Source organism: Pseudomonas koreensis, assembly GCF_025447595.1.
Taxonomy (GTDB): domain Bacteria; phylum Pseudomonadota; class Gammaproteobacteria; order Pseudomonadales; family Pseudomonadaceae; genus Aquipseudomonas; species Aquipseudomonas koreensis_H.
In genome coordinates, this window is record NZ_JAOEJU010000018.1 from 34224 (window position 1) to 56739 (window position 22516).

The 22516-nt window shown below is 59.8% G+C and carries 21 protein-coding genes; 11 read left to right on the forward strand and 10 right to left on the reverse strand.

Features of this window, described 5'->3' with window-relative positions:
• Position 1 precedes the first annotated feature (1 nt).
• Positions 2 to 3031, forward strand: a complete 3030-nt coding sequence (locus N8H71_RS20395; RefSeq protein ID WP_262195403.1) for a multidrug efflux RND transporter permease subunit — start codon at positions 2 to 4, stop codon at positions 3029 to 3031.
• Between the two features lie 82 nt (positions 3032 to 3113).
• Here N8H71_RS20395 and N8H71_RS20400 read toward each other — a convergent pair whose 3' ends face one another.
• The 5 genes from N8H71_RS20400 to colR all read right to left on the reverse strand — a co-directional run bounded on the left by N8H71_RS20400 (position 3114) and on the right by colR (position 6838).
• Entirely contained in the window at positions 3114 to 3341 is a 228-nt protein-coding gene (locus N8H71_RS20400; protein WP_262195407.1) for a hypothetical protein, read from the reverse strand.
• 2 nt (positions 3342 to 3343) lie between these two features.
• On the reverse strand, positions 3344 to 4057 hold the full coding sequence (locus N8H71_RS20405) for a lipopolysaccharide kinase InaA family protein (RefSeq protein ID WP_262195408.1): 714 nt from the start codon (positions 4055 to 4057) through the stop codon (positions 3344 to 3346).
• A 4-nt stretch (positions 4058 to 4061) separates the two neighbouring features.
• Positions 4062 to 4730, reverse strand: a complete 669-nt coding sequence (locus tag N8H71_RS20410) for a class I SAM-dependent methyltransferase (RefSeq protein WP_262195409.1) — start codon at positions 4728 to 4730, stop codon at positions 4062 to 4064.
• A gap of 160 nt (positions 4731 to 4890) precedes the next feature.
• A complete protein-coding gene (locus N8H71_RS20415) occupies positions 4891 to 6165 on the reverse strand; it encodes a sensor histidine kinase (protein ID WP_262195411.1) in 1275 nt (424 codons plus the stop codon).
• Entirely contained in the window at positions 6155 to 6838 is a 684-nt protein-coding gene (gene colR / locus N8H71_RS20420) for a two-component system response regulator ColR (protein WP_007953224.1), read from the reverse strand. Before colR ends, N8H71_RS20415 begins: the two co-directional genes overlap by 11 nt.
• 203 nt (positions 6839 to 7041) lie before the next feature.
• On the opposite strand from colR, the gene N8H71_RS20425 reads away from it, so the two are divergent.
• Entirely contained in the window at positions 7042 to 8991 is a 1950-nt protein-coding gene (locus N8H71_RS20425; protein ID WP_262195413.1) for an LTA synthase family protein, read from the forward strand.
• 51 nt (positions 8992 to 9042) lie between these two features.
• Entirely contained in the window at positions 9043 to 9786 is a 744-nt protein-coding gene (locus N8H71_RS20430; protein ID WP_262195414.1) for a phosphatase PAP2 family protein, read from the forward strand.
• 75 nt (positions 9787 to 9861) lie between these two features.
• Here N8H71_RS20430 and groL read toward each other — a convergent pair whose 3' ends face one another.
• From groL to N8H71_RS20450, 4 genes are all read right to left on the reverse strand, one after another.
• On the reverse strand, positions 9862 to 11508 hold the full coding sequence (gene groL, locus N8H71_RS20435; protein WP_007953220.1) for a chaperonin GroEL: 1647 nt from the start codon (positions 11506 to 11508) through the stop codon (positions 9862 to 9864).
• Positions 11509 to 11557: 49 nt separating this feature from the next.
• On the reverse strand, positions 11558 to 11851 hold the full coding sequence (locus N8H71_RS20440; RefSeq protein WP_003227685.1) for a co-chaperone GroES: 294 nt from the start codon (positions 11849 to 11851) through the stop codon (positions 11558 to 11560).
• Between the two features lie 260 nt (positions 11852 to 12111).
• Positions 12112 to 12588, reverse strand: coding sequence for an FxsA family protein (locus tag N8H71_RS20445; RefSeq protein ID WP_007953217.1), 477 nt, complete (start codon positions 12586 to 12588; stop codon positions 12112 to 12114).
• 65 nt (positions 12589 to 12653) lie between these two features.
• Positions 12654 to 13385, reverse strand: coding sequence for a HugZ family protein (locus N8H71_RS20450; RefSeq protein WP_221533552.1), 732 nt, complete (start codon positions 13383 to 13385; stop codon positions 12654 to 12656).
• Positions 13386 to 13551: 166 nt separating this feature from the next.
• Between N8H71_RS20450 and N8H71_RS20455 the strand changes: the two genes are divergently transcribed.
• Positions 13552 to 14310 (forward strand): SDR family oxidoreductase, encoded by a 759-nt coding sequence (locus N8H71_RS20455; protein ID WP_085709540.1) that lies wholly within the window; start codon positions 13552 to 13554, stop codon positions 14308 to 14310.
• A 129-nt stretch (positions 14311 to 14439) separates the two neighbouring features.
• On the opposite strand, the gene apbC is transcribed toward N8H71_RS20455, so the two are convergent.
• The gene (gene apbC, locus N8H71_RS20460) at positions 14440 to 15534 is read right to left on the reverse strand and encodes an iron-sulfur cluster carrier protein ApbC (protein WP_085699657.1); all 1095 of its coding nucleotides are present in this window, start codon (positions 15532 to 15534) and stop codon (positions 14440 to 14442) included.
• Between the two features lie 155 nt (positions 15535 to 15689).
• On the opposite strand from apbC, the gene metG reads away from it, so the two are divergent.
• The 7 genes from metG (at position 15690) to nth (ending at position 22438) form a co-directional block, all read left to right on the forward strand.
• Complete coding sequence (gene metG, locus N8H71_RS20465; RefSeq protein WP_262195416.1) at positions 15690 to 17741, forward strand: methionine--tRNA ligase; 2052 nt, start codon at positions 15690 to 15692, stop codon at positions 17739 to 17741.
• Positions 17742 to 17872: 131 nt separating this feature from the next.
• Complete coding sequence (locus tag N8H71_RS20470) at positions 17873 to 18442, forward strand: electron transport complex protein RnfA (protein ID WP_262195418.1); 570 nt, start codon at positions 17873 to 17875, stop codon at positions 18440 to 18442.
• Complete coding sequence (rsxB, locus tag N8H71_RS20475) at positions 18439 to 19653, forward strand: electron transport complex subunit RsxB (protein ID WP_262195419.1); 1215 nt, start codon at positions 18439 to 18441, stop codon at positions 19651 to 19653. Before N8H71_RS20470 ends, rsxB begins: the two co-directional genes overlap by 4 nt.
• On the forward strand, positions 19640 to 20623 hold the full coding sequence (locus N8H71_RS20480; RefSeq protein ID WP_262195421.1) for an RnfABCDGE type electron transport complex subunit D: 984 nt from the start codon (positions 19640 to 19642) through the stop codon (positions 20621 to 20623). Before rsxB ends, N8H71_RS20480 begins: the two co-directional genes overlap by 14 nt.
• Positions 20620 to 21225, forward strand: coding sequence for an RnfABCDGE type electron transport complex subunit G (locus N8H71_RS20485; RefSeq protein ID WP_262195422.1), 606 nt, complete (start codon positions 20620 to 20622; stop codon positions 21223 to 21225). Before N8H71_RS20480 ends, N8H71_RS20485 begins: the two co-directional genes overlap by 4 nt.
• Positions 21222 to 21803, forward strand: a complete 582-nt coding sequence (locus N8H71_RS20490; RefSeq protein WP_262195423.1) for an Rnf-Nqr domain containing protein — start codon at positions 21222 to 21224, stop codon at positions 21801 to 21803. The genes N8H71_RS20485 and N8H71_RS20490 overlap by 4 nt, the downstream gene beginning before the upstream one ends.
• A complete protein-coding gene (gene nth, locus N8H71_RS20495; protein WP_262195427.1) occupies positions 21800 to 22438 on the forward strand; it encodes an endonuclease III in 639 nt (212 codons plus the stop codon). Before N8H71_RS20490 ends, nth begins: the two co-directional genes overlap by 4 nt.
• Positions 22439 to 22516: the final 78 nt, after the last annotated feature.

Sequence of the window (22516 nt, forward strand, 5' to 3'; positions counted from 1 at the left end):
CATGGCTTTTACCGATCCGTTCATCCGCCGCCCGGTGCTCGCCACCGTGGTCAGCCTGCTGATTGTGCTGCTGGGCTTCCAGGCCTGGAGCAAACTGCCGCTGCGCCAGTATCCGCAAATGGAAAACGCGCTGATCACGGTGACCACCGCGTACCCCGGGGCCAACGCTGAAACCATCCAGGGCTACATCACCCAGCCGATGCAACAGAGCCTGGCCAGCGCCGAGGGCATCGACTACATGACCTCGGTCAGTCGCCAGAACTTCTCGGTGATTTCGATCTACGCGCGCATCGGTTCCAACAGCGACCGCTTGTTCACCGAACTGCTGGCCAAGGCCAACGAGGTGAAAAACAAACTGCCGCAAGATGCCGAAGACCCGGTGCTGAGCAAGGAAGCCGCCGACGCCTCGGCGCTGATGTACATCAGTTTCTTCAGCAAGGAGCTGAACAATCCGCAGATCACCGACTACCTGTCACGGGTAATCCAGCCGAAACTGGCGACCCTGCCGGGCATGGCCGAGGCAGAGATTCTCGGCAACCAGGTGTTCGCCATGCGCCTGTGGATCGATCCGGTGAAACTCGCCGGCTTCGGCCTCAGCGCTGGTGACGTGACCAACGCGGTGCGCCAGTACAACTTCCTCTCCGCCGCCGGCGAAGTGAAAGGCGAGTACGTGGTCACCAGCATCAACGCCAACACCGAACTGAAGTCCGCCGAAGCCTTCGGCAAGATCCCGCTCAAGGTCAGTGGCGACAGCCGGGTGTTGCTCAGCGATGTGGCACGGGTCGAGATGGGCGCGGAAAACTACAACTCCATCAGTTCCTTCGGCGGTACACCTTCGGTTTACATCGGGATCAAGGCCACGCCCGGCGCCAACCCGCTGGACGTGATCAAGGAAGTGCGCAAGATCATGCCGGAACTGGAAGCCCAGCTACCGCCCAACCTCAAGAGCGAGATCGCCTACGACGCCACGCTGTTCATTCAGGCATCGATCGACGAAGTGGTGAAAACCCTGTTCGAAGCCGTGCTGATCGTGATCGTGGTGGTGTTCCTGTTCCTCGGCGCCCTGCGTTCGGTGGTCATTCCGGTAGTGACTATTCCGCTGTCGATGATCGGCGTGATGTTCTTCATGCAGATGATGGGCTACTCGATCAACCTGCTGACTCTGCTGGCGATGGTGCTGGCCATCGGGCTGGTGGTGGACGACGCGATTGTGGTGGTGGAGAACATTCACCGGCACATCGAGGAAGGCAAGTCCCCGCTGGAGGCCGCACTCGAAGGCGCCCGGGAAATTGCGATGCCGGTGGTGTCGATGACCATCACCCTGGCGGCGGTGTATGCCCCCATCGGTTTCCTCACCGGGCTGACCGGGGCGCTGTTCAAGGAGTTTGCATTGACGCTGGCCGGCGCAGTGGTGATCTCCGGGATCGTCGCCCTGACCCTGTCGCCGATGATGTGCGCCGTGCTGCTGCGCCACGACGAAAACCCCACGGGCCTGGCCCATCGACTGGACCGGATTTTCGACAGCCTCAAGCGGCGCTATCAGAGCATGCTGCACGGCACGCTCAACACCCGGCCGGTGGTGCTGGTGTTCGCGGTAATCGTGTTGTGCCTGATTCCGGTGCTGCTCAAGTTCACCAAGTCGGAACTGGCGCCGGACGAGGATCAGGGCATCATTTTCATGATGGCCAACGCCCCGCAACCGACCAACCTCGATTACCTGAACACCTACACCGACGAGTTCATCAAGATCTTCAAGGAATTTCCGGAGTACTACTCCTCGTTCCAGATCAACGGCTATAACGGCGTGCAGAGTGGCATCGGCGGCTTCCTGCTCAAGCCGTGGAACGAGCGCAGCCGCACGCAAATGGAGATCCTCCCCGAAGTGCAGGGCAAACTCGAGGGCATTCCGGGCCTGCAGATCTTCGGCTTCAACCTGCCGTCCCTGCCCGGCACCGGTGAAGGCCTGCCGTTCGAGTTTGTAATCAACACCGCCAATGACTACGAGCTATTGCTGCAAGTGGCCGACCGGATCAAGAAGCGTGCGATGGAGTCGGGCAAGTTCGCCTTCGTCGACCTTGACCTGGCTTTCGACAAACCGGAAGTCGTGGTCGATATCGACCGCGCCAAGGCTGCGCAGATGGGTGTGTCGATGCAGGATCTGGGCGGCACCCTCGCCACCCTGCTGGGCGAAGCCGAGATCAACCGGTTCACCATCGAGGGCCGCAGCTACAAGGTTATCGCCCAGGTCGCACGGGCCTACCGCGACAACCCGGACTGGCTGAACAATTACTACGTGAAAAACACCGAAGGCGAACTGCTGCCGCTTTCGACCCTGATTACCGTGACCGACCGCGCACGACCGCGCCAACTCAACCAGTTCCAGCAACTCAACGCGGCGAAGCTGTCCGGGTTCCCGCTGGTGAGCATGGGTGAAGCCATCGACAGCGTGTTGCAGATCGCCCGGGAAGAGGCCCCGGCCGGTTTTGCCTTCGATTACGGCGGCGCATCCCGACAGTTCGTCCAGGAAGGCAGCGCACTGTGGGTGACCTTCGCCCTGGCTTTGGCGATCATTTTCCTGGTGCTCGCGGCGCAGTTCGAAAGCTTCCGCGATCCGCTGGTCATTCTGGTGACCGTGCCGTTGTCGATTTGCGGGGCGCTGATTCCGTTGTTCCTCGGCTGGTCGAGCATGAACATCTACACCCAGGTCGGGCTGGTGACACTGATCGGGCTGATCAGCAAACACGGGATTCTGATCGTCGAATTCGCCAATCAGCTGCGCAAGGACAAGGGGCTGACACCACGGGAAGCTGTAGAGGAAGCTGCGGCAATTCGTCTGCGCCCGGTGTTGATGACCACCGCTGCGATGGTCTTCGGCATGGTGCCGCTGATCGTGGCCACCGGCGCCGGTGCGGTCAGCCGTTTCGACATCGGGACGGTGATTGCCACGGGGATGTCGATCGGGACATTGTTCACGCTGTTTGTCCTGCCATGCGTTTACACCGTGCTGGCGAAACCCGATCCCAAGCCATGACGCAGTAAAAAGCCATGCCGCAATAAAAAAGGCCTCGCATCAGCGAGGCCTTTGGCTCTTGTAGAAAGAGGCTTCAATCGATTCAGCTCTGCGGCCTCATCCTTTGAGAAAGTCCGAACATGAACAACAACAGATCATGGTCAGGCTGAGTAGATACGGTGGCTTTCGCCACACGTGGCATCGGGCAGTGGACACCGCTGTCCGATGCGCCGATCACCTGCATGCGTGGCTGTTCCCAGGCCGCCACCGCCAATGATGCAACTGCCAAGGCTCCTACCAGAAACAAACCTCGAGCAATTTCTAGTTTCATCGCTATAAACCTTTGATAGCGCTGCCAAACGCCGTCTCATAAAAGTAGACGAGTTTTTTCCAGTCCGTCGCGCTGAACGACGAGTGGCGGCGCAATTGCTTCATGTCATGGGCGGCCGCGCGATGAGCGGTCAGACGTTGACGGCATTTTTCGAGATCGATCAGGGCGACTTCAACCTTGGCCGACTCACCTTCGCCCGTCACCCGCACAAACACGTGCTTGATGTAGATGCAGCTGTGCTGCCAGCGGCCCTTGTGCATGCGCGCCAGGTTCTCAGCGAGGTCTTTGAGCACGCGCTCATAGACGGCTTCGCCATAATGCTCGCGACCACCACCGGCTTCCCATTGCTCAAGCTCCTGAAAGCCATCAAGCGACTTGGTCACCAACAGCGCACGCCATTTGAATTGCGGATCGGGTTGGGCACCACAGAAAACGATTTCGGGAACCCTGACGCCGAGTCGGGAAACCCCCGTCAGCGCATCGAGCTCGCGCAGCACGGTCGGTCGCCCGAACGGGTGCAGCCAGCTGCGATAGATATGTCCGGTCTGGCGTTTGGCATACAGCAGTTGGCCCTCGCGCCCCATGACTCGTTGCACACCACTTTCGCCACCACGGCGCACATTGGGTTCCTCGACCCATTCGCCGCGCTGGTTCCAGTAGTAGTCGAAGCGATCCTCGGGAGCGACTTCCGTTTCTGCTGCAAATTGCACTGCCATCCTCTTACCTCTTGCGTAATACGTAGACTCGCCACATGGCATAGAGCGGAATAAAGTCCAGTTGTTCCTGGATCCGGAATCCGGCCTCCTCGAATTCCTTTTCAACCGTTGCTGCCGGTAACACAAACCGGTTCTGGTAACCTTCCTGCCCACGCTTGCGCTCGGCGCGCTTGCGTTTCCAGGCTTTGAAATTGCCATCGACCCACAACGAAATGATCACACTGTCCCGGGTCACACGCTCGAACTCGCGCAGAATCGCCCGGCGGTGCTCGGCCTCACCGATATGATGCAGCAGTCGCATGCAGAAAATGCTGTCGACGGCATTGTCGGGCAAAGCGATATCGAACGCAGACGTGTGCAAGGGTTGTACCCGTTTCACCACATCCGCCGGTTGCCCTTGCATCGCGGTCTTGATCATCGACTCGGAATTGTCCGCACCGATGATTACGCGGTTGGGCTTTTCCGCCAGCAATGGCCAGAAACGGCCGGCGCCACAGGGTAAATCCAGAACCAGGCCCGGCTCGCCAACCAGCGTCAGCGCTTTGCGAGCCAACTGCTGATCACGCCAGTTGGACAAGCGACGCCCCAGTCCGTCCTGGTGTTTGCGCAGATATTTCTGTGCATGTTTGTCGTCGTATTTTTCGGAAAAATCGAGTTTGATCGGGCCGGCCATCACCAGGACTCCTGAATTACGGATGGCACCACCTTAAGTAGTGCCATGTCAGTGTCAGGTCATCTCTTTGTGAAAAAAACGTCATGTAAATCGACAAACTATTTCAAGTTTATACAGGATTCAGACAGGTTGGCGGTATTTGTCGCGCAACGAAATTCACTCAGTGCTTGCACAGATCAACCTCGAAACGACAGCCATTGGGCTCCATCGTGTTCAAGGTAACGCTCCAGCCCTGGTTCTCGCAGATGCGCTGCACAAGCGAAAGTCCCAACCCGAGACCATCACCGCGTTTTTCGTTGCCACGCACGAAGGGCTGGAACATGGCCTCGCGTTTTTCCTCGGGAATGCCGACGCCCGAGTCCTCGACGACAAAACCGTTGTCGTTGAGCGTCAGGCGAATGAAGCCCTGCTCGGTGTAATGCAAGGCGTTGCGTAGCAAATTACCCATCACCGCGTTCAACAACGTCGCGTTATAAAGGGTGTCGGGCGGGTTGCCCGGTTCGAAAATCAGTTGTAAACCCTTGGACTCGATGGGCTCGCGCCACAGACAAAGCAAGCTGTCTGCCACTTGCGCGAGGGTGTGCCGGGGTGCAGCTCCCGAATCCTCGCGCTGGGCACGGGCCAACATCAGGAAGGTCTGCACCAGCTCACGCATTTCTTCGCTGGCCCGTGCAATCCGCTGAACCTGAGCGCGGCCGCGCTGATCGATAGCCGGATTCTCCAGCAGCAGCTCACAGGAACTGGCCAACACCATCAATGGCGTACGCAATTCATGGCTGACGTCGCTGGTGAACAAACGCTCCCGCGTCAACGCCTGACGCAAACGCCCAAGCGTCGCATCGAACGCCACCGCCAGTTCGCCCACTTCATCGGCTGCGTAGTCCGGGGCCAGCGGCGGCGCCAGTCCCAGCAACTGGTCGCGGTGCCGCACCTGGCGAGCCAGCCGCACGACCGGGGCCATCACTTTGCGCGCCAATACCCAACCGAGAAACACTGCCAACGCCAGACTGAGGACGAAGCCCACCAGCACGACGGCGAACAGTACCCGCTCGCGTTCTTCGAAATCGCTTTGGTCCTGCAATAACACGTAACGTCGACCGTCGACGATTTCGACCATCGCGTGATAGGACAGCTGTTCGCGAAACACTTCGTGAAAGCCCGAATCCAGATGTCGCAGATCCTTGGGCAGTTCAAAATCACCCGGCCCGCCGCTGAAGTAGAACAATTGGTCCGGTTCCGGGCGATGACTCCAGTCAGAGACATTGTCCATCAGCAACAGACGCTGCAAGTCGCCGCCCAGCCCGGCGGAAATCAGCTTCTCTTCAACCAGATGCACGGTCGCCACGATACCCATGGCGAACGCCCCGGCCACCAGCGCACTCATCAACGCAAAAGCGATGATGATCCGTTGGGCAAGGCTTTGCTTAAACTCCATCGCGGCCCTCGGCCAAGCGGTAGCCCACGCCGTGCACGGTGTGCAGCAAAGGCTTGGCGAACGGCTTGTCGATAACCTGACGCAATTGGTGAACATGACTGCGCAAGCTGTCGCTGTCCGGGCAATCGTCGCCCCACAGGGCTTCTTCTAGAATTTCCCGACGCAGGACATGCGGGCTCTTTTGCATCAGCACTGCCAGCAGTTTGAGGCCGACCGGGTTGAGCTTGAGCAATTTGCCTTCGCGGGTCACTTCGAGGGTATCGAGGTCGTAGCTCAGATCGCCGACCTGCAGGGCGCGACGACCGCCGCCCTGAGTGCGGCGCATTACGGCTTCGACCCGGGCCGCCAGTTCCGACAGCGCAAACGGCTTGACCAGATAATCGTCGGCTCCGGACTTGAAGCCTTGCAAGCGATCGTCGAGCTGATCGCGCGCGGTGAGCATGATCACCGGCGTATCGCGACGGGCGTCTTCGCGCAGGCGCTTGCACAGGGTGTAGCCGTCGATGCCCGGCAGCATGATGTCGAGCACGATCAGGTCGTAATGCTCGGTGGCCGCCAGATGCAGGCCCGACAGACCGTCCTGGGCGCAATCGACGGTATAGCCTTTGAGCCCCAGATAATCGGCCAGATTGGCCAGAATATCGCGGTTGTCTTCGACCAATAGAATTCGCATGGGCACCTCCTCCGTACACGGTAACGGCCGTCTTGGCCCGCGCAGCTTACGGCCATCGTCGGCTCAGGGCTAGGGTGCGAGAGCGCACAAATCGAGTCTTTCAACCGAATTCAACCTTTAACAAGTTTTTCACTATCGGTTCACAACCTGACTACAGTGACAACGCGAAACTCTCGCGCCATTAGATATAAGGAATGTAGACAATGGACTTTCTGAAGACTGCGCCCATGCGCTTTCTGCTGCTCGTCACCGGCGCCTGGCTGGTGGTATTTCTCCTGACCCGAACCGTGCTGCTGCTGACTCATCTGGATGAGGCCGGCGGCGTGGCATTTTCCATGTTCGGCATCGGCTTGCTGTACGACCTGGGCTTTCTCGCCTATGCCGCGCTGCCGATGGGCTTGTACCTGTTGCTGTGCCCGCCGGCCCTCTGGCGCCGTCGCGGACATCGTTGGTTCCTTCAAGGGCTGCTGACTGTCAGCCTGTTCGCGATGCTGTTCACCTCCGTGGCCGAATGGCTGTTCTGGGACGAATTCGGTGTGCGCTTCAACTTCATCGCCGTCGACTATCTGGTGTATTCCGATGAAGTCCTGAACAACGTGCTGGAGTCGTACCCGATCGGTACGTTGCTGAGCATTCTTGCGCTGCTCGCCGTCGCGCTGAGTTTCGCGTTACGCAAACCTTTCAACGCGGCGCTGGACGCTCCGCTGCCGCCATTGCGCGGTCGCCTGCTCAACGCCCTCGGTCTGTTGGTCGTCGCGGGGCTGAGCCTGCAACTGCTCAGTCAGGACGCGCCGCGCACCCAGGGCGGCAATGCCTATCAGAATGAACTGGCGAGCAATGGCCCGTATCAGTTCTTTGCCGCGTTCCGTAACAACGAACTGGACTATGGCCAGTTCTACAGCAGCCTCGCGCCGGAAAAAGTCGCTCATCAGATCCGGGCCGAATTGAGCGAGCCCAACGCGCGCTTCATCGGCCAGGATCCACAGGATATCCGCCGGGTGATCGACAACCCCGGTATCACCCGCAAACCGAACATCGTGCTGGTGACCATCGAAAGCCTGAGCGCCAAGTACCTGGGCAGCAATGGCGATGAGCGCAACCTGACACCGAACCTCGACGCCCTGCGCAAGCAGAGTCTGTATTTCAACAACTTCTACGCCACCGGTACCCGCACCGATCGGGGCCTGGAAGCCATCACGCTGGCCATTCCGCCGACGCCGGGCCGTTCGATCGTCAAGCGCATCGGCCGCGAAAGCGGCTTCGCCAGCCTCGGCCAGCAACTCAGCGCCGTCGGCTACGACAGCGTGTTCGTCTACGGCGGACGCGGTTACTTCGACAACATGAACGCGTTCTTCAGCGGCAACGGCTACCGCGTCGTCGATCAGAGCAGCGTCGATGAATCGGAGATTCACTTCAAGAATGCCTGGGGCATGGCCGACGAGGATCTGTACAAGCAGACCCTGAAACTGGCCGATGCCGATTACGCCAGACAGCAGCCTTTCCTGTTGCAACTGATGACCACGTCCAACCACCGCCCTTACACCTATCCGGACAACCGGATCGACATCAAGTCCGGCAACGGTCGCGATGGTGCGGTGAAATACACCGACTACGCCATCGGCCAGTTCCTGGACCAGGCGCGGCAGAAACCGTGGTTCGACAACACGATCTTCATCTTCGTCGCCGACCACACCGCCGGCAGCGCGGGCAAGGAAGACTTGCCGATCAGCAACTACCAGATCCCGCTGTTCATCTATGCACCGAAGCTGATCGAACCACGGGAAAACGCGCAACTGGCCAGCCAGATCGATCTCGCGCCAACCCTGCTGGGGTTGCTGAACCTGGATTACCAATCGACGTTCTTCGGTCGCAACCTGCTGCAGGACAACCCGCTGCCACCACGGGTCGTGGTCGGTAATTATCAACATCTGGGGCTGTTTGACGGCAAGGATCTGGCAATCCTCAGCCCGCGTCAGGGTCTGCGCCGGCATGACGATGCGCTGACCGAAAGCCGCGAGTCCAAAGCCGCCAGCGACGACCCGCTGATCAGCCGCGCCATCACCTATTACCAAACCGCCAGTTATGGCTTCAAGCAACAGCTGCTTGGCTGGAAAGCGCCCAAGGAGGGTGCCGAGCAAATCAGCGAACGTTAATCGAAGCGCCCCGGGCTGATGCCCCGGGGCGTTTCCCGCTCTGGATATGTCATGTCATCAAGCGTTGTACGCCCTGCCCCTCGCCCGCTGAATTTCTGGTTGTGCCTGGGGATTCCCGCCGCGGCGGCCGTCATTCTGGTACTGCTGGAGCTGACCGATCTGGACATGGATCTGGCCCGGCTTTTCTATGACCCGGCTGCCGGCGACTTCATCGGCCGCCACAGTTACTTCCTGGAAAACATCCTCCACGATCGCGCCAAACAAGTGGTGATCGCCTTTTCGGTGTTTGCCATCCTGGGCTTCATCGGCGCGTTTTTCATCGAACGTCTCAAACCGTTCAAGCGTGAGCTGGGCTGCCTGGTGTTGTCGCTGGGTCTGGCCACCTCGTTTGTCACGCCGGTGAAAGCGGTGACTGCGGTGCAATGCCCATGGAGCCTCGAACAGTTCGGCGGCCACGAAACCTACAGCAAACTGCTGGATCATCGCCCGCCGACCGACAAGCCCGGTCGTTGCTGGCCGGGTGGTCATGCGGCCACCGGTTTCACCTTGTTTGCGCTGTTCTTCGTGCTGCGTGACCGTCGCCCACGGCTGGCCCGTCAGGCGTTCATCTTTGCCTTCGCGCTGGGCTCGGTGTTCTCGATCAGCCGGATGATGCAGGGCGCGCACTTCTTCTCCCACAACGTGTGGACGGCGATTTTCTGCTGGCTGATCTGTCTGGGCTCGTATTACTGGGTTTTGTATCGCCCGGCAGCCAAGAACCAGGCCACGACGCTGGCACAACCCGCCAACGCCTGAACCCTGAAACGCGGGCAATAAAAAAACCCGTCTGCTCTCGCAGACGGGTTTTTTCGTTACCGGGGTAAGGCTGGCTTACATCATGCCGCCCATGCCACCCATGCCGCCCATGTCTGGCATACCGCCGCCAGCTGCACCTTCTTTCTTCGGTGCGTCAGCAACAGCAGCTTCGGTGGTCAGGATCAGACCGCCGATGGAGGCTGCAGCTTGCAGAGCCGAACGGGTTACCTTGGTTGGGTCCAGGATGCCCATTTCGATCATGTCGCCGTATTCGCCGGTAGCAGCGTTGTAGCCGAAGCTGCCTTCGCCGTTCTTGACCTTGTCGACAACCACGCTTGGCTCGTCGCCGGAGTTGGCAACGATCTGGCGCAGCGGCGCTTCAACAGCGCGACGCAGTACAGCGATACCGACGTTCTGGTCAGCGTTGTCGCCTTTCAGTTCGGTCAGGGCTTCCAGAGCGCGGATCAGCGCTACGCCACCGCCAGGTACCACGCCTTCTTCAACGGCTGCGCGGGTTGCGTGCAGGGCGTCTTCAACGCGGGCTTTCTTCTCTTTCATTTCAACTTCGGAACCGGCGCCAACCTTGATCACCGCAACGCCGCCGGACAGCTTGGCCAGACGCTCTTGCAGTTTTTCACGGTCGTAGTCCGAGGAAGTCTCGGCAACCTGGGCACGGATCTGAGCGATACGGGCTTCGATGTCGCCTTGAACGCCAGCACCGTCAACGATGATGGTGTTTTCCTTGGACAGGGTCACGCGCTTGGCGCTACCCAGGTGTTCCAGGGTGGTGCTTTCCAGGCTCAGGCCGATCTCTTCAGAGATAACGGTACCGCCGGTCAGAACGGCGATGTCCTGCAGCATGGCCTTGCGACGGTCGCCGAAGCCTGGAGCCTTGACGGCTGCGACTTTAACGATGCCACGCATGTTGTTCACGACCAGAGTCGCCAGGGCTTCGCCTTCAACGTCTTCGGCAACGATCAGCAGTGGACGGCCGGCTTTGGCAACGGCTTCCAGCACTGGCAGCATTTCGCGGATGTTCGAGATCTTTTTGTCGACCAGCAGGATCAGCGCGCCTTCCAGCTCGGCAACCATGGTGTCCGGCTTGTTGACGAAGTACGGGGACAGGTAGCCACGGTCGAACTGCATGCCTTCTACAACCGACAGTTCGTTTTCCAGGCCCGAGCCTTCTTCAACGGTGATCACGCCTTCTTTGCCGACTTTTTCCATGGCTTCGGCAATGATGTCGCCGATGGAGTTGTCGGAGTTGGCGGAGATGGTGCCGACCTGAGCGATAGCCTTGGTGTCAGCGCATGGCTTGGACAGGGCTTTCAGCTCTTTGACGATCGCGATGGTCGCTTTGTCGATACCGCGCTTCAGGTCCATCGGGTTCATGCCGGCAGCGACGGCTTTCAGGCCTTCGTTGACGATCGACTGAGCCAGAACGGTAGCAGTGGTAGTACCGTCACCAGCGTCATCGTTGGCACGGGAGGCAACGTCTTTGACCAGCTGCGCGCCCATGTTTTCGAAACGGTCTTCGAGTTCGATTTCTTTGGCGACGGAAACGCCGTCCTTGGTGATGGTCGGAGCGCCGAAGCTCTTCTCGAGGATCACGTTACGGCCTTTCGGGCCCAGGGTCGCTTTTACCGCGTCAGCCAGGACGTTTACGCCAACCAGCATCTTCTTGCGGGCGGAATCGCCGAATTTAACTTCTTTAGCAGCCATGATCGATATTCCTTAAATACTTTGTAGTAGCGGGAAAATGAGCGGGAAATCAACCTTCCAGTACAGCGAGAATCTCGTTCTCAGCCATTACCAGCAGGTCTTCGCCGTCGACTTTCACAGTGTTGCTGCCGGAGTAAGGACCGAACACAACCTTGTCGCCGACTTTAACGGCCAGCGCACGCACTTCACCGTTTTCCAGAGTCTTGCCTGGGCCTGCAGCGACGATCACACCGTGGTTGGCTTTTTCAGCAGCCGAACCTGGCAGGACGATACCGCCAGCGGTTTTCTTTTCTTCTTCGCTGCGACGGATAACGACGCGGTCATGCAGAGGACGAAGCTTCATTGTCGATCTCTCCTAATTGTGGTTTTCATCGGCCGGTGTAGTCCCGGCGGGTTTAACGAATCCGGCCTGCGCCGGTTGCGGCTCGTCGAGCGAACCGCGGAAGTCTGTCCGACTCAAAATGTCGGAAACCTTTCGGTGACCGATACATAAGGGCGCATAAGCTTATTACAAGGGCGGGGGCTAAAAAATTTTCACGCAGGCTGCATGAATTAGCCCCACAAACGAACACGGCACCCGAAGGTGCCGTGTCGATGCAGACTTTACTTGGTGTCGCGGTGTTCGAATTCGCCTTCGATCACATCACCTTCGCGGCCAAGAGGCTGGCGCGGTGCAGGACCGCCGCGAGGTTGCAGGTCATCAGCGAACGCGCGCTGGCGCATGGCCTGCTCTTCGGCGCGCTGGCGCATTTTGTTGGCGACCAGTCGACGACTGAACGGCAACAGCAGCACCAGACCGACCACGTCGCTGATGAAGCCCGGCAGGATCAACAGACCACCGGCCAGGGCCAGCATCAGGCCTTCGAGCATGGTTTGCGCAGGCAGTTCGCCGCGGTTCAGGCTTTCACGGGCACGCAGTGCGGTGGCCAGCCCGGCGACGCGCAGCACGAATACGCCGAACATCGAGCCGAGAATGATCAGCAGCAGGGCCGGGAAAAATCCGATCGAACCTGCCACTTTGACGAATACGAACAGCTCCAACACCGGGAACAGCAGAAAGAGCAACAAAAAAGGGCGCATCAAAGTTTCCTCAACGCAAGAAATGCCTTGCAGTAAGCCTTAGATGACGTCGCCCTTTCGTGAATTCAAGCGTCGGCCACCGCATTTTTTGGCCAGACCTCGGCGTGAGCCAGAGAAACCAAGGCCTCGCGCACTTGTATCGGCGTATGACAAGGCGCTTGAAACGGCAGCCAGTACAGCGCCTGGCCAATGCGCAGGTGCATGCCTTCGGTGTCGATCCCGGCCAATTGCGCCGGTACGGTTTTCGGCAGCCCGGCGAGGTCGACGTAATGGGCGATGGCCTTGGCGTGGTCACTGTTCATGTGCTCGACCATGCTGATCTCGGCCTTGCCGGCGAACGGGTTGGCCAGGGTCAGGTGATCGACCCAGTGGATCGCACCGAAACCGCCAATGTAGCGATGACGCACCGGTTTGAGCACCCAGAAGTCGAAGTCGTGAGCCTTGTGGTAATTCTGCGAATCGGGGAAATAACGGTAGTAACGCTCGGCGGCGGCTTCAATGGCTGCGGCGTCTTCGAGTTTTTCCGCCTCGGCCAGATAGGTCAGGCGACCAACGGCTTGCACATCGTCGGCCTCGCGCTCACCCACCAGCAGCGAGCATTTCGGATCTTTCTGCAGGTTGTGGGTGTGCTGGGCGATGCGGCTGATCAGGATCAGCGGCCTGCCCTGCTCGTCCAGACAGTAGGGAACCACGGAGCCGAATGGAAAACCGGGCATCGATTTAGAGTGGGTCGACAATACGCCACGGTATTCCTTGAGAAGCAATTCTCGGGCATTCTTGGCCGCTTCAACGCTCAATTTATGACTCCTTAAATAGAATCCGTCGAAAAAACGGACGGGCGATCGGGATCAAGTCCCGGTTACGCCATCGGGCAATTCTCATGTGCAACCAGGCCCCGGCCGGTGCGGATCGAGAGGCGCTCTATAAGGGACACCACTCAGACCTGCTCTCGGGGGCATGCGAATGCAACTCAACGACAAAGTAATCATTATCACTGGCGGTTGCCAAGGCTTGGGCCGCTCGATGGCCGAGTATTTCGCAGGCCTGGGCGCGAAGCTGGCGCTGGTCGACCTGAACCAGGAAAAACTCGATGACGCCGTCGCAGCCTGCAAGGCCAAGGGTGTCGAGGCACGCAGCTACCTGTGCAACGTCGCCAACGAAGAGCAGGTAACGCACATGGTTGCCCAGGTCGCCGAGGACTTCGGCGCGATCCACGGCCTGATCAACAACGCCGGGATCCTGCGCGACGGCCTGCTGCTCAAGGTCAAGGACGGCGAGATGACCAAGATGAGCCTGGCCCAGTGGCAGGCGGTGATCGACGTCAACTTGACCGGCGTGTTCCTCTGCACCCGTGAAGTGGCAGCGAAAATGGTCGAGCTGAAGAACAGCGGCGCGATCATCAACATCTCGTCGATCTCCCGCGCGGGCAACGTCGGCCAGACCAACTACTCCGCCGCCAAGGCCGGCGTCGCTGCGGCGACCGTGACCTGGGCCAAGGAACTGGCGCGCTACGGCATTCGCGTGGCCGGCATCGCACCGGGCTTTATCGAAACCGAGATGACTCTGGGCATGAAGCCAGAAGCGCTGGAGAAGATGACCTCGGGCATTCCGCTCAAGCGCATGGGCAAGCCGGAAGAGATCGCCCACTCGGCGGCGTACATCTTCGAGAACGACTACTACACCGGCCGGATTCTGGAGATGGATGGCGGTTTGCGCATTTAAGCCCTGCCACAAACTATGTGGGAGCGAGCTTGCTCGCGATAGCGGTACAACAGTCACCATCAATAGTGAATGTCATGGCCTTATCGCGAGCAAGCTCGCTCCCACAGTTTTTTTAGCGCCGCGGCAAAATCAATCGTCGCTGATGGTGATGTTCGGCATCGCCGGCGAAGCCGCTTCCTGCAACACGATCCGCGCCCCCACATGACGGGCCAGCTCCTGATAAACCATGGCGATCTGGCTGTCCGGCTCGGAAATCACCGTTGGCTTGCCGCCGTCGGCCTGTTCGCGGATCAGCATCGACAGCGGCAACGAAGCCAGCAGCTCGACGCCGAACTGGGTCGCCAGCTTCTCGCCACCGCCCTCACCGAACAGATGCTCGGCATGTCCACAGTTCGAGCAGATGTGCACGGCCATGTTTTCCACCACGCCCAGCACCGGAATGTTGACCTTGCGGAACATCTCCACGCCTTTACGCGCGTCGAGCAGCGCCAGATCCTGAGGTGTGGTGACGATTACAGCCCCGGCCACCGGGACTTTCTGCGCCAGGGTCAGCTGGATGTCGCCGGTGCCTGGCGGCATGTCGATGACCAGATAATCCAGGTCGCCCCAAGCGGTTTGCGTGACCAGTTGCAGCAGCGCGCCGGAGACCATCGGCCCACGCCAGACCATCGGCGTGTTGTCGTCGGTCAGGAACGCCATCGACATCACTTCCACGCCATGGGCCTGCAGCGGCACGAACCACTTCTGATCCTTGACCTGCGGACGGGTACCCTCGGCAATGCCGAACATGATGCCCTGGCTCGGGCCGTAGATATCGGCATCGAGAATCCCGACCTTCGCGCCTTCGCGAGCCAGCGCCAGCGCCAGGTTGGCAGCGGTAGTGGATTTGCCCACACCGCCCTTGCCCGATGCCACGGCGACCACGTTCTTGACGTTGGCCAGCCCCGGAATCTGCGCCTGGGCCTTGTGCGCGGCGATCACGCTGTTGACCTCGACCTTGGCAGTCACCACGCCGTCGAGGTTTTCGATGGCCAGTTGCAGCAATTGCGCCCATCCGCTCTTGAACAGACCGGCGGCATAGCCGATTTCCAGCTGCACGCTGACGCGATCGCCAGTGATTTCGATGTTGCGCACGCAACCGGCGCTGACCGGATCCTGGTTCAGATAAGGGTCGGTGTATTGGCTGAGGACGGCTTCCACCGCTGCGCGAGTGACGGCGCTCATGGGCAACTCCGATAACAAGACTGGGAAAAGATGGCGGGTATCCTACCCCTTCTGTCCTCCGGACGGCATGTCCGGCAACGATTTGCAGAGGTGAAATATCTTTCCCGGCGCTTTATAGTGGCCGACCTCCGTTTCATCAAGTAGCGAAGCCCCACATGTCCGAACCACGCAAGATTCTCGTCACCAGCGCCCTGCCCTACGCCAACGGTTCGATCCACCTTGGCCATATGCTGGAATACATCCAGACCGATATGTGGGTGCGCTTCCAGAAGCATCGCGGCAATCAGTGCATTTATGTCTGCGCCGACGACGCCCACGGTTCGGCGATCATGCTGCGCGCGGAAAAGGAAGGCATCACCCCGGAACAACTGATCGCCAACGTCCAGGCTGAACACAGCGCCGACTTTGCCGAGTTCCTGGTGGACTTCGATAACTTCCACTCCACTCACGCCGAAGAAAACCGTGAGCTGTCGAGCCAGATCTACCTGAAGCTGCGTGACGCCGGGCACATTGCCCAACGTTCGATCACCCAGTATTTCGACCCGGAAAAGAAAATGTTCCTGGCCGACCGCTTCATCAAGGGCACCTGCCCGAAATGCGGCACCGAAGACCAGTACGGCGACAACTGCGAAAAATGCGGTGCGACCTACGCGCCGACCGACCTGAAGGATCCGAAGTCGGCGATCTCCGGCGCCACTCCGGTGCTCAAGGATTCCCAGCACTTCTTCTTCAAGCTGCCGGACTTCCAGGAAATGCTGCAGGCCTGGACCCGCAGCGGCACCCTGCAGGACGCCGTGGCCAACAAGATCGCCGAATGGCTGGACGCCGGCCTGCAACAGTGGGACATCTCCCGCGATGCGCCGTACTTCGGTTTCGAAATCCCGGGCGAGCCGGGCAAATACTTCTACGTGTGGCTGGATGCGCCGATCGGCTACATGGCCAGCTTCAAGAACCTCTGCAACCGCACGCCGGAGCTGGACTTCGACGCGTTCTGGGGCAAGGACTCCACCGCCGAGCTGTACCACTTCATCGGCAAGGACATCGTCAACTTCCACGCCCTGTTCTGGCCGGCAATGCTTGAAGGCGCGGGTTTCCGCAAACCGACCGGGATCAATGTGCACGGCTACCTGACCGTCAACGGTCAGAAAATGTCCAAGTCCCGCGGGACCTTCATCAAGGCCCGTACCTATCTGGATCACCTGTCGCCGGAATACCTGCGCTACTACTACGCGGCCAAACTGGGCCGTGGCGTGGACGACCTCGACCTGAACCTCGAAGACTTCGTGCAGAAGGTCAATTCCGACCTGGTCGGCAAAGTCGTCAACATCGCCAGCCGTTGCGCCGGTTTCATCCAGAAGGGCAACGCCGGTCTGCTGGTGGACAACAACGCAGCACCGGAACTGACCGACGCGTTCCTGGCCGCCGCGCCAAGCATCGCCGACGCCTATGAAGCCCGCGACTTCGCCCGTGCCATGCGCGAAACCATGGCTTTGGCCGACCGCGCCAACGCCTGGATCGCCGACAAGGCGCCATGGTCGCTGAACAAGCAGGAAGGCAAGCAGGATGAAGTCCAGGCGGTCTGCGCCACGGCGATCAACCTGTTCCGCCAGCTGGTGATTTTCCTCAAACCGGTGCTGCCAGTGCTGGCCGCCGATGCCGAGGCGTTCCTCAACGTCGCCCCGCTGACCTGGAACGACCACACCACCCTGCTGGCCAACCACCAGTTGAACGAATTCAAACCGTTAATGACCCGCATCGACCCGGTAAAAGTACAAGCCATGACCGACGCCTCGAAAGAAGACCTGACCGCCAGCCAGACCGATACCGGCGCCGCTGCGCCTGCCGGCAACGGCGAACTGGCGAAGGATCCGCTGTCGCCGGAAATCGACTTCGACGCCTTCGCCGCCGTCGACCTGCGCGTCGCGCTGATCATCAAGGCCGAACACGTTGAAGGTGCGGACAAGCTGCTGCGTCTGACTCTGGATATTGGTGATGAGCAACGCAACGTGTTCTCGGGGATCAAGAGCGCCTACCCGGATCCGTCCAAACTCGACGGTCGTCTGACCATGATGATCGCCAACCTCAAGCCACGGAAAATGAAGTTCGGCATCTCCGAAGGCATGGTGATGGCGGCCGGCCCTGGCGGTGAAGAAATCTACCTGCTGAGCCCGGACAGCGGCGCCAAGCCGGGTCAGCGCATCAAGTAAGGTTCTGCCCTGACAGATCCCACAGGCGTGCTCCGTGCGCCTGTGGGATTTTTCATATCTGGCCCGCCCTCCACGGCTGCCGGATAATGCCTAACCTTAAGTGACACACGCCCGTTCCTGCCGGCAGAACCATGACCGAACTCGTGCTTACGCTCTTCAGTGCTGCGCTGATCAACAACTTCGTGTTGCACTGGCCGCTGGGCGTCGATCCACTACTGGCGGGCGAACGCCGTCAGGTGCATGCGCTGGGACTGGCAACGTTGTGTCTGATGCTGATTGTCGGTGTGGCGGGTTACGCGATCTGGCATTGGCTGCTGGTGCCGTTGCAACTGGAATTTCTGCGCCTGTTTGTGTTTCTGCCGTTGAGCGTCCTGCTGATCACGCCGTTGCTGAAGCTGTTGGCGCATTGGCGTCCCACGCTGCCATTCGATGGTTTGTGGCCGCTGCTGCTGGGCAATGCCGGTGTGCTGGGGCTGACGCTGATCAACGCGCAAGCGGACAAAGGCCTGTTTCATGCGACAGCACTGAGCCTTGGCGCCGGACTGGGTTTCTGGCTGGTGTTGAGCCTGTTCAGCGATTTGCGTGAGCGCACGGCCAACAACGATATTCCCCTGCCCTTTCGTGGTTTGCCGATCCTGTTGATCGGCGCCGGACTGATGGCCGTGGCTTTTCTCGGATTCAGTGGACTGATCAAAACATGAGTCTGATTCAACGCATCGATGCCTTGCTGCCGCAGACCCAATGCGGCAAATGCGGCCATCCCGGATGCAAACCCTACGCTGAAGGCATCGCCGACGGCGAGCCGATCAACAAGTGCCCACCGGGTGGCGACGAAACCATCGCGGCGCTGGCCGAACTGTTGAAAATCCCGGTGCTCGAGCTGGACATCAGTCGAGGCTCGGCGCCGCCGCAAGTGGCTTTCATCCGTGAAGCTGAATGCATCGGCTGCACCAAGTGCATCCAGGCCTGCCCGATCGATGCCATCGTCGGCGCGGCGAAACTGATGCACACCGTTATCATCGACGAATGCACCGGTTGCGATCTGTGCGTGGCGCCCTGCCCGGTCGACTGCATCGAGATGCACCCGCTGCCGCCGGGCACGCTGCCGGTGGTCGGCGGCCTGGCCGCCAGCCTTGAAGAACAGCAGGCTCGCGCGAGCAAACGCAATCACGCCCGCCAGCGTTTCGAACGGCGTAACGCTCGTCTGCAACGCGAAGAACAGCAGAAACAGACCGAACGGGAAGCCCGGGCGCAGCGCGCGGCCCAGGTCGAAGTCGCCGCCACCACGCTCGATCCGGTGCAGGCGGCGCTGGAACGGGTACGTGCGCAAAAAGCCGCGAACGCCGACGCCGCGTTGAAAAAAGCCAAAATCGATGTGGCCATGAGTCGGGCGCAATTGAACAAGTCGCTCAAGGCGTTCGGTCATCCGCCGACCTTCGATCAACAATCGCAGCTGATTGTCCTGCAGCAGCAATTCGAAGCCGCTGAGCAGGCACTGGCGAAGCTGGAAAGCAACGCGGCACCTGCTCCGGTCGTGGCTGCACCGGCAAAGGACGCCGATCTGAAACGGGCGAAGATCCAGTTGGCAATGCGCCGCGCCGAGCTGAAAAAAGCGCAAACCGCAGAGGCCCCGCCAGCCGAGATTGCCTTACTGGAGCAAGCGCTGCGTGACGCCGAACAGGCGCTGCACAACGCCGAAGCCGCCAGCGACCAACCGGCTCCCGAGCTTGTGCGTGTCGAGAAACGTCCGATCGACGACCAGCTGCGCCAGCTGAAAACCGAACTGGCCTACGCGCGCGCCGACCTGAACAAGCTGCAACGGCGCGACGGCACACCCGCCGACATCCTCGAAAAGGCCCGCGCCCGCCTGCAAGATGCAGAGCGGCAGGTACAAGCCCATGTCATCCATTGACACCAGAGACGAGCGCCTGCAACAGGCAATGAAGCTGGTTTTACTGGCGACATTGCCGGGATTGCTGGCGTTGTTCTGGTTTTACGGTTGGGGCGTGTTGATCAACCTGATCTTGTCCGTCGTCACTGCTCTGGGTGTCGAAGCCGGGGTGACACATCTGCGTCGGCAGCCTCTGCAAACTACCTTGTCCGATGGCAGCGCGGTGGTCAGCGCCACGCTGCTGGCGATTGCCCTGCCGCCTTATTGCCCGTGGTGGCTGACGGTCACGGCGATCGCCTCGGGCCTGCTGCTGGGCAAACATTTGTACGGTGGTGTTGGCCGAAATCCTTTCAATCCGGCCATGCTCGGTTTCGCGCTGGCCATGGTGATGTTTGCGCAACCAATGACCCATTGGCCTGCCCATGGCATGGATCTGACGGCGGCTTTTAGCCAGGTGTTCAATCTGGGCGCGCAGCCGGACGCCTGGGTTCGGGCCACCGCGCTGGACAGTCTGCGCATTAATAAAAGCCTGACCATGGACGAGTTGTTTGCCGGCAATCCGGCATTCGGTCGCTTTGGCGGACACGGCGTTGAATGGGTGAACCTGGCGTTCCTCGCCGGTGGGTTGTTCCTGTTGCAGCGTCGGGTGTTTGGCTGGCACGCGCCGGTCGGCATGCTCGCCAGTCTGTTCGCGATCAGCCTGTTGTGCTGGAACGGTTCGGGGTCGGACTCCCACGGCTCACCGCTGTTTCACCTGTTGAGTGGCGCGACCATGCTGGGAGCGTTCTTCATCGTCACAGAGCCGGTGTCGGGGGCAAAAGCACCGCTCGCTCGTCTACTGTTCGGCGTCGGCGTGGGCTTGCTGACTTATGTGATTCGCACCTGGGGCGGTTACCCCGACGGCGTGGCGTTTGCGGTGCTGTTGATGAACCTGTGCGTGCCGGCGCTGGAGCGTTTCGCGGCGGCCCGTCAGGCGCAGGTGACACCATGAACCGCGCAAGCAGCCTGATCACACTGACGTTGATCAGCGCGCTGGGCATCGGCGTGACGTGGCTGGTGCAACGCAGCAACGCACCGCAGATTGCCGCCGAACAGCGTCTGCTTGAGAGTCGCAAGTTGCTGGACGTGCTGCCGGGCGACACTTACGACAATCAGCCGCTCGAACAACCTCTGACGCTGACCGATATCAACCTGAGCCACAGCGTGCTGCTGGGCGGTTATCGGGCGAGCAAAAACGGCCAACCCGTGGCAGTCCTGTTGCGCAGCCAGGCCCAAGGTTACGCAGGCAATATCGAGTTGCTGATTGCCATCGACGCCAACGGTCGATTGCTCGGTGTCAAAACCCTCGAGCAAAACGAGACACCTTCGCTGGGTGGGCATATCGGCGATTGGCCGAATGCCTGGCTTCAGGCCTTTAGCGGAAAATCGAGCAACCAACCGACGGACGCCGGATGGGCCTTGAAGAAGGATCAGGGGCAATTCGATCAGATCGCTGGCGCAACCATTACATCTCGCGCGGCGATCAATGCCATCCACGATGCCCTGCGTTATTTCGATGAGCACCGGACGATCCTGCTCGGGAGCGCGCCATGAATACGTCAGCGACTCTGTCGAACTCAACGATGCTGGTGCTGTTGATCGGTACCACCGACTCTGTGGCGGGCGCGCTGGCGACTCTGTTGATGTTTGCGGTTGTCGTGGGCATTTACGGCTTGTGCATGGCACCGCTGCGCTCGCGCCTGAGCAGCGAGAGCCTGTTGCCGGTCAGCCTGGTATTGGCCGCGACCGTGGCGGGCTGCGCCGATATTGTTCTGCAACGCGGTGCGCTGCAGTGGCATCAACTGATCAGTCTTTATGCCGGGCTGATCGGCTTGCAGTGCATCGTGCTGGAGCACAATGGATTTTTTCGCCGGCCTGCCCGTAATCGACTGAAACTGTGCGGTCTGTTTGCCGCGCTGATGATTTTGCTTGCGCTGTTGCGTGAGCTGATCGGTCAGGGCAGCATCGGCCATCATTTGTCGGAACACTGGCAAGGTTTGATTCTGTTCGGCGATGGTCTGCATTTCGCGTCGCTGGTTCCCGGCGCGTTCATATTGCTTGGACTGTTACTGGCCGCCCGTCAGGCCTGGAATCGCCCTGCCCCCCCACCCGAGGAAACGCATCACCCATGAATGCCGCAAAACGTCTGGAGATCTTCCGCAGGCTGCACGAGGACAACCCCGAGCCCAAGACCGAACTGGCCTATTCCTCGCCTTTCGAACTGTTGATCGCGGTGATTCTGTCAGCGCAATCGACTGACGTCGGAGTGAACAAGGCGACAGCCAAGCTGTTTCCCGTAGCGAACACACCCGCGGCCATTCACGCCCTGGGCGTCGAAGGACTGTCCGAATACATCAAGACCATCGGCCTCTATAACAGCAAGGCCAAAAACGTGATCGAGACCTGCCGATTACTGGTCGAACTGCACAATGGCGAGGTCCCGCAGACGCGCGAAGCACTGGAAGCCTTGCCTGGCGTTGGCCGCAAGACCGCCAACGTCGTGCTCAACACCGCTTTCCGACAGTTGACCATGGCCGTGGACACCCACATCTTCCGGGTCAGCAACCGCACCGGGATTGCACCAGGTAAAAATGTGGTCGAGGTGGAAAAGAAGCTGATGAAGTTTGTGCCAAAAGAATACCTGCTCGACTCGCACCATTGGTTGATTCTTCACGGACGTTACGTGTGCCTGGCACGCAAACCTCGTTGTGGCAGCTGTCGGATCGAAGACCTGTGCGATTTCAAGCACAAAACTTCTGACGATTGAGCGGCTATTGGTTTTATTGATTTATCGATTGAAAAAATCTTTTTTACCATCTGCTGGAATATCGATATAAGGAGCGCC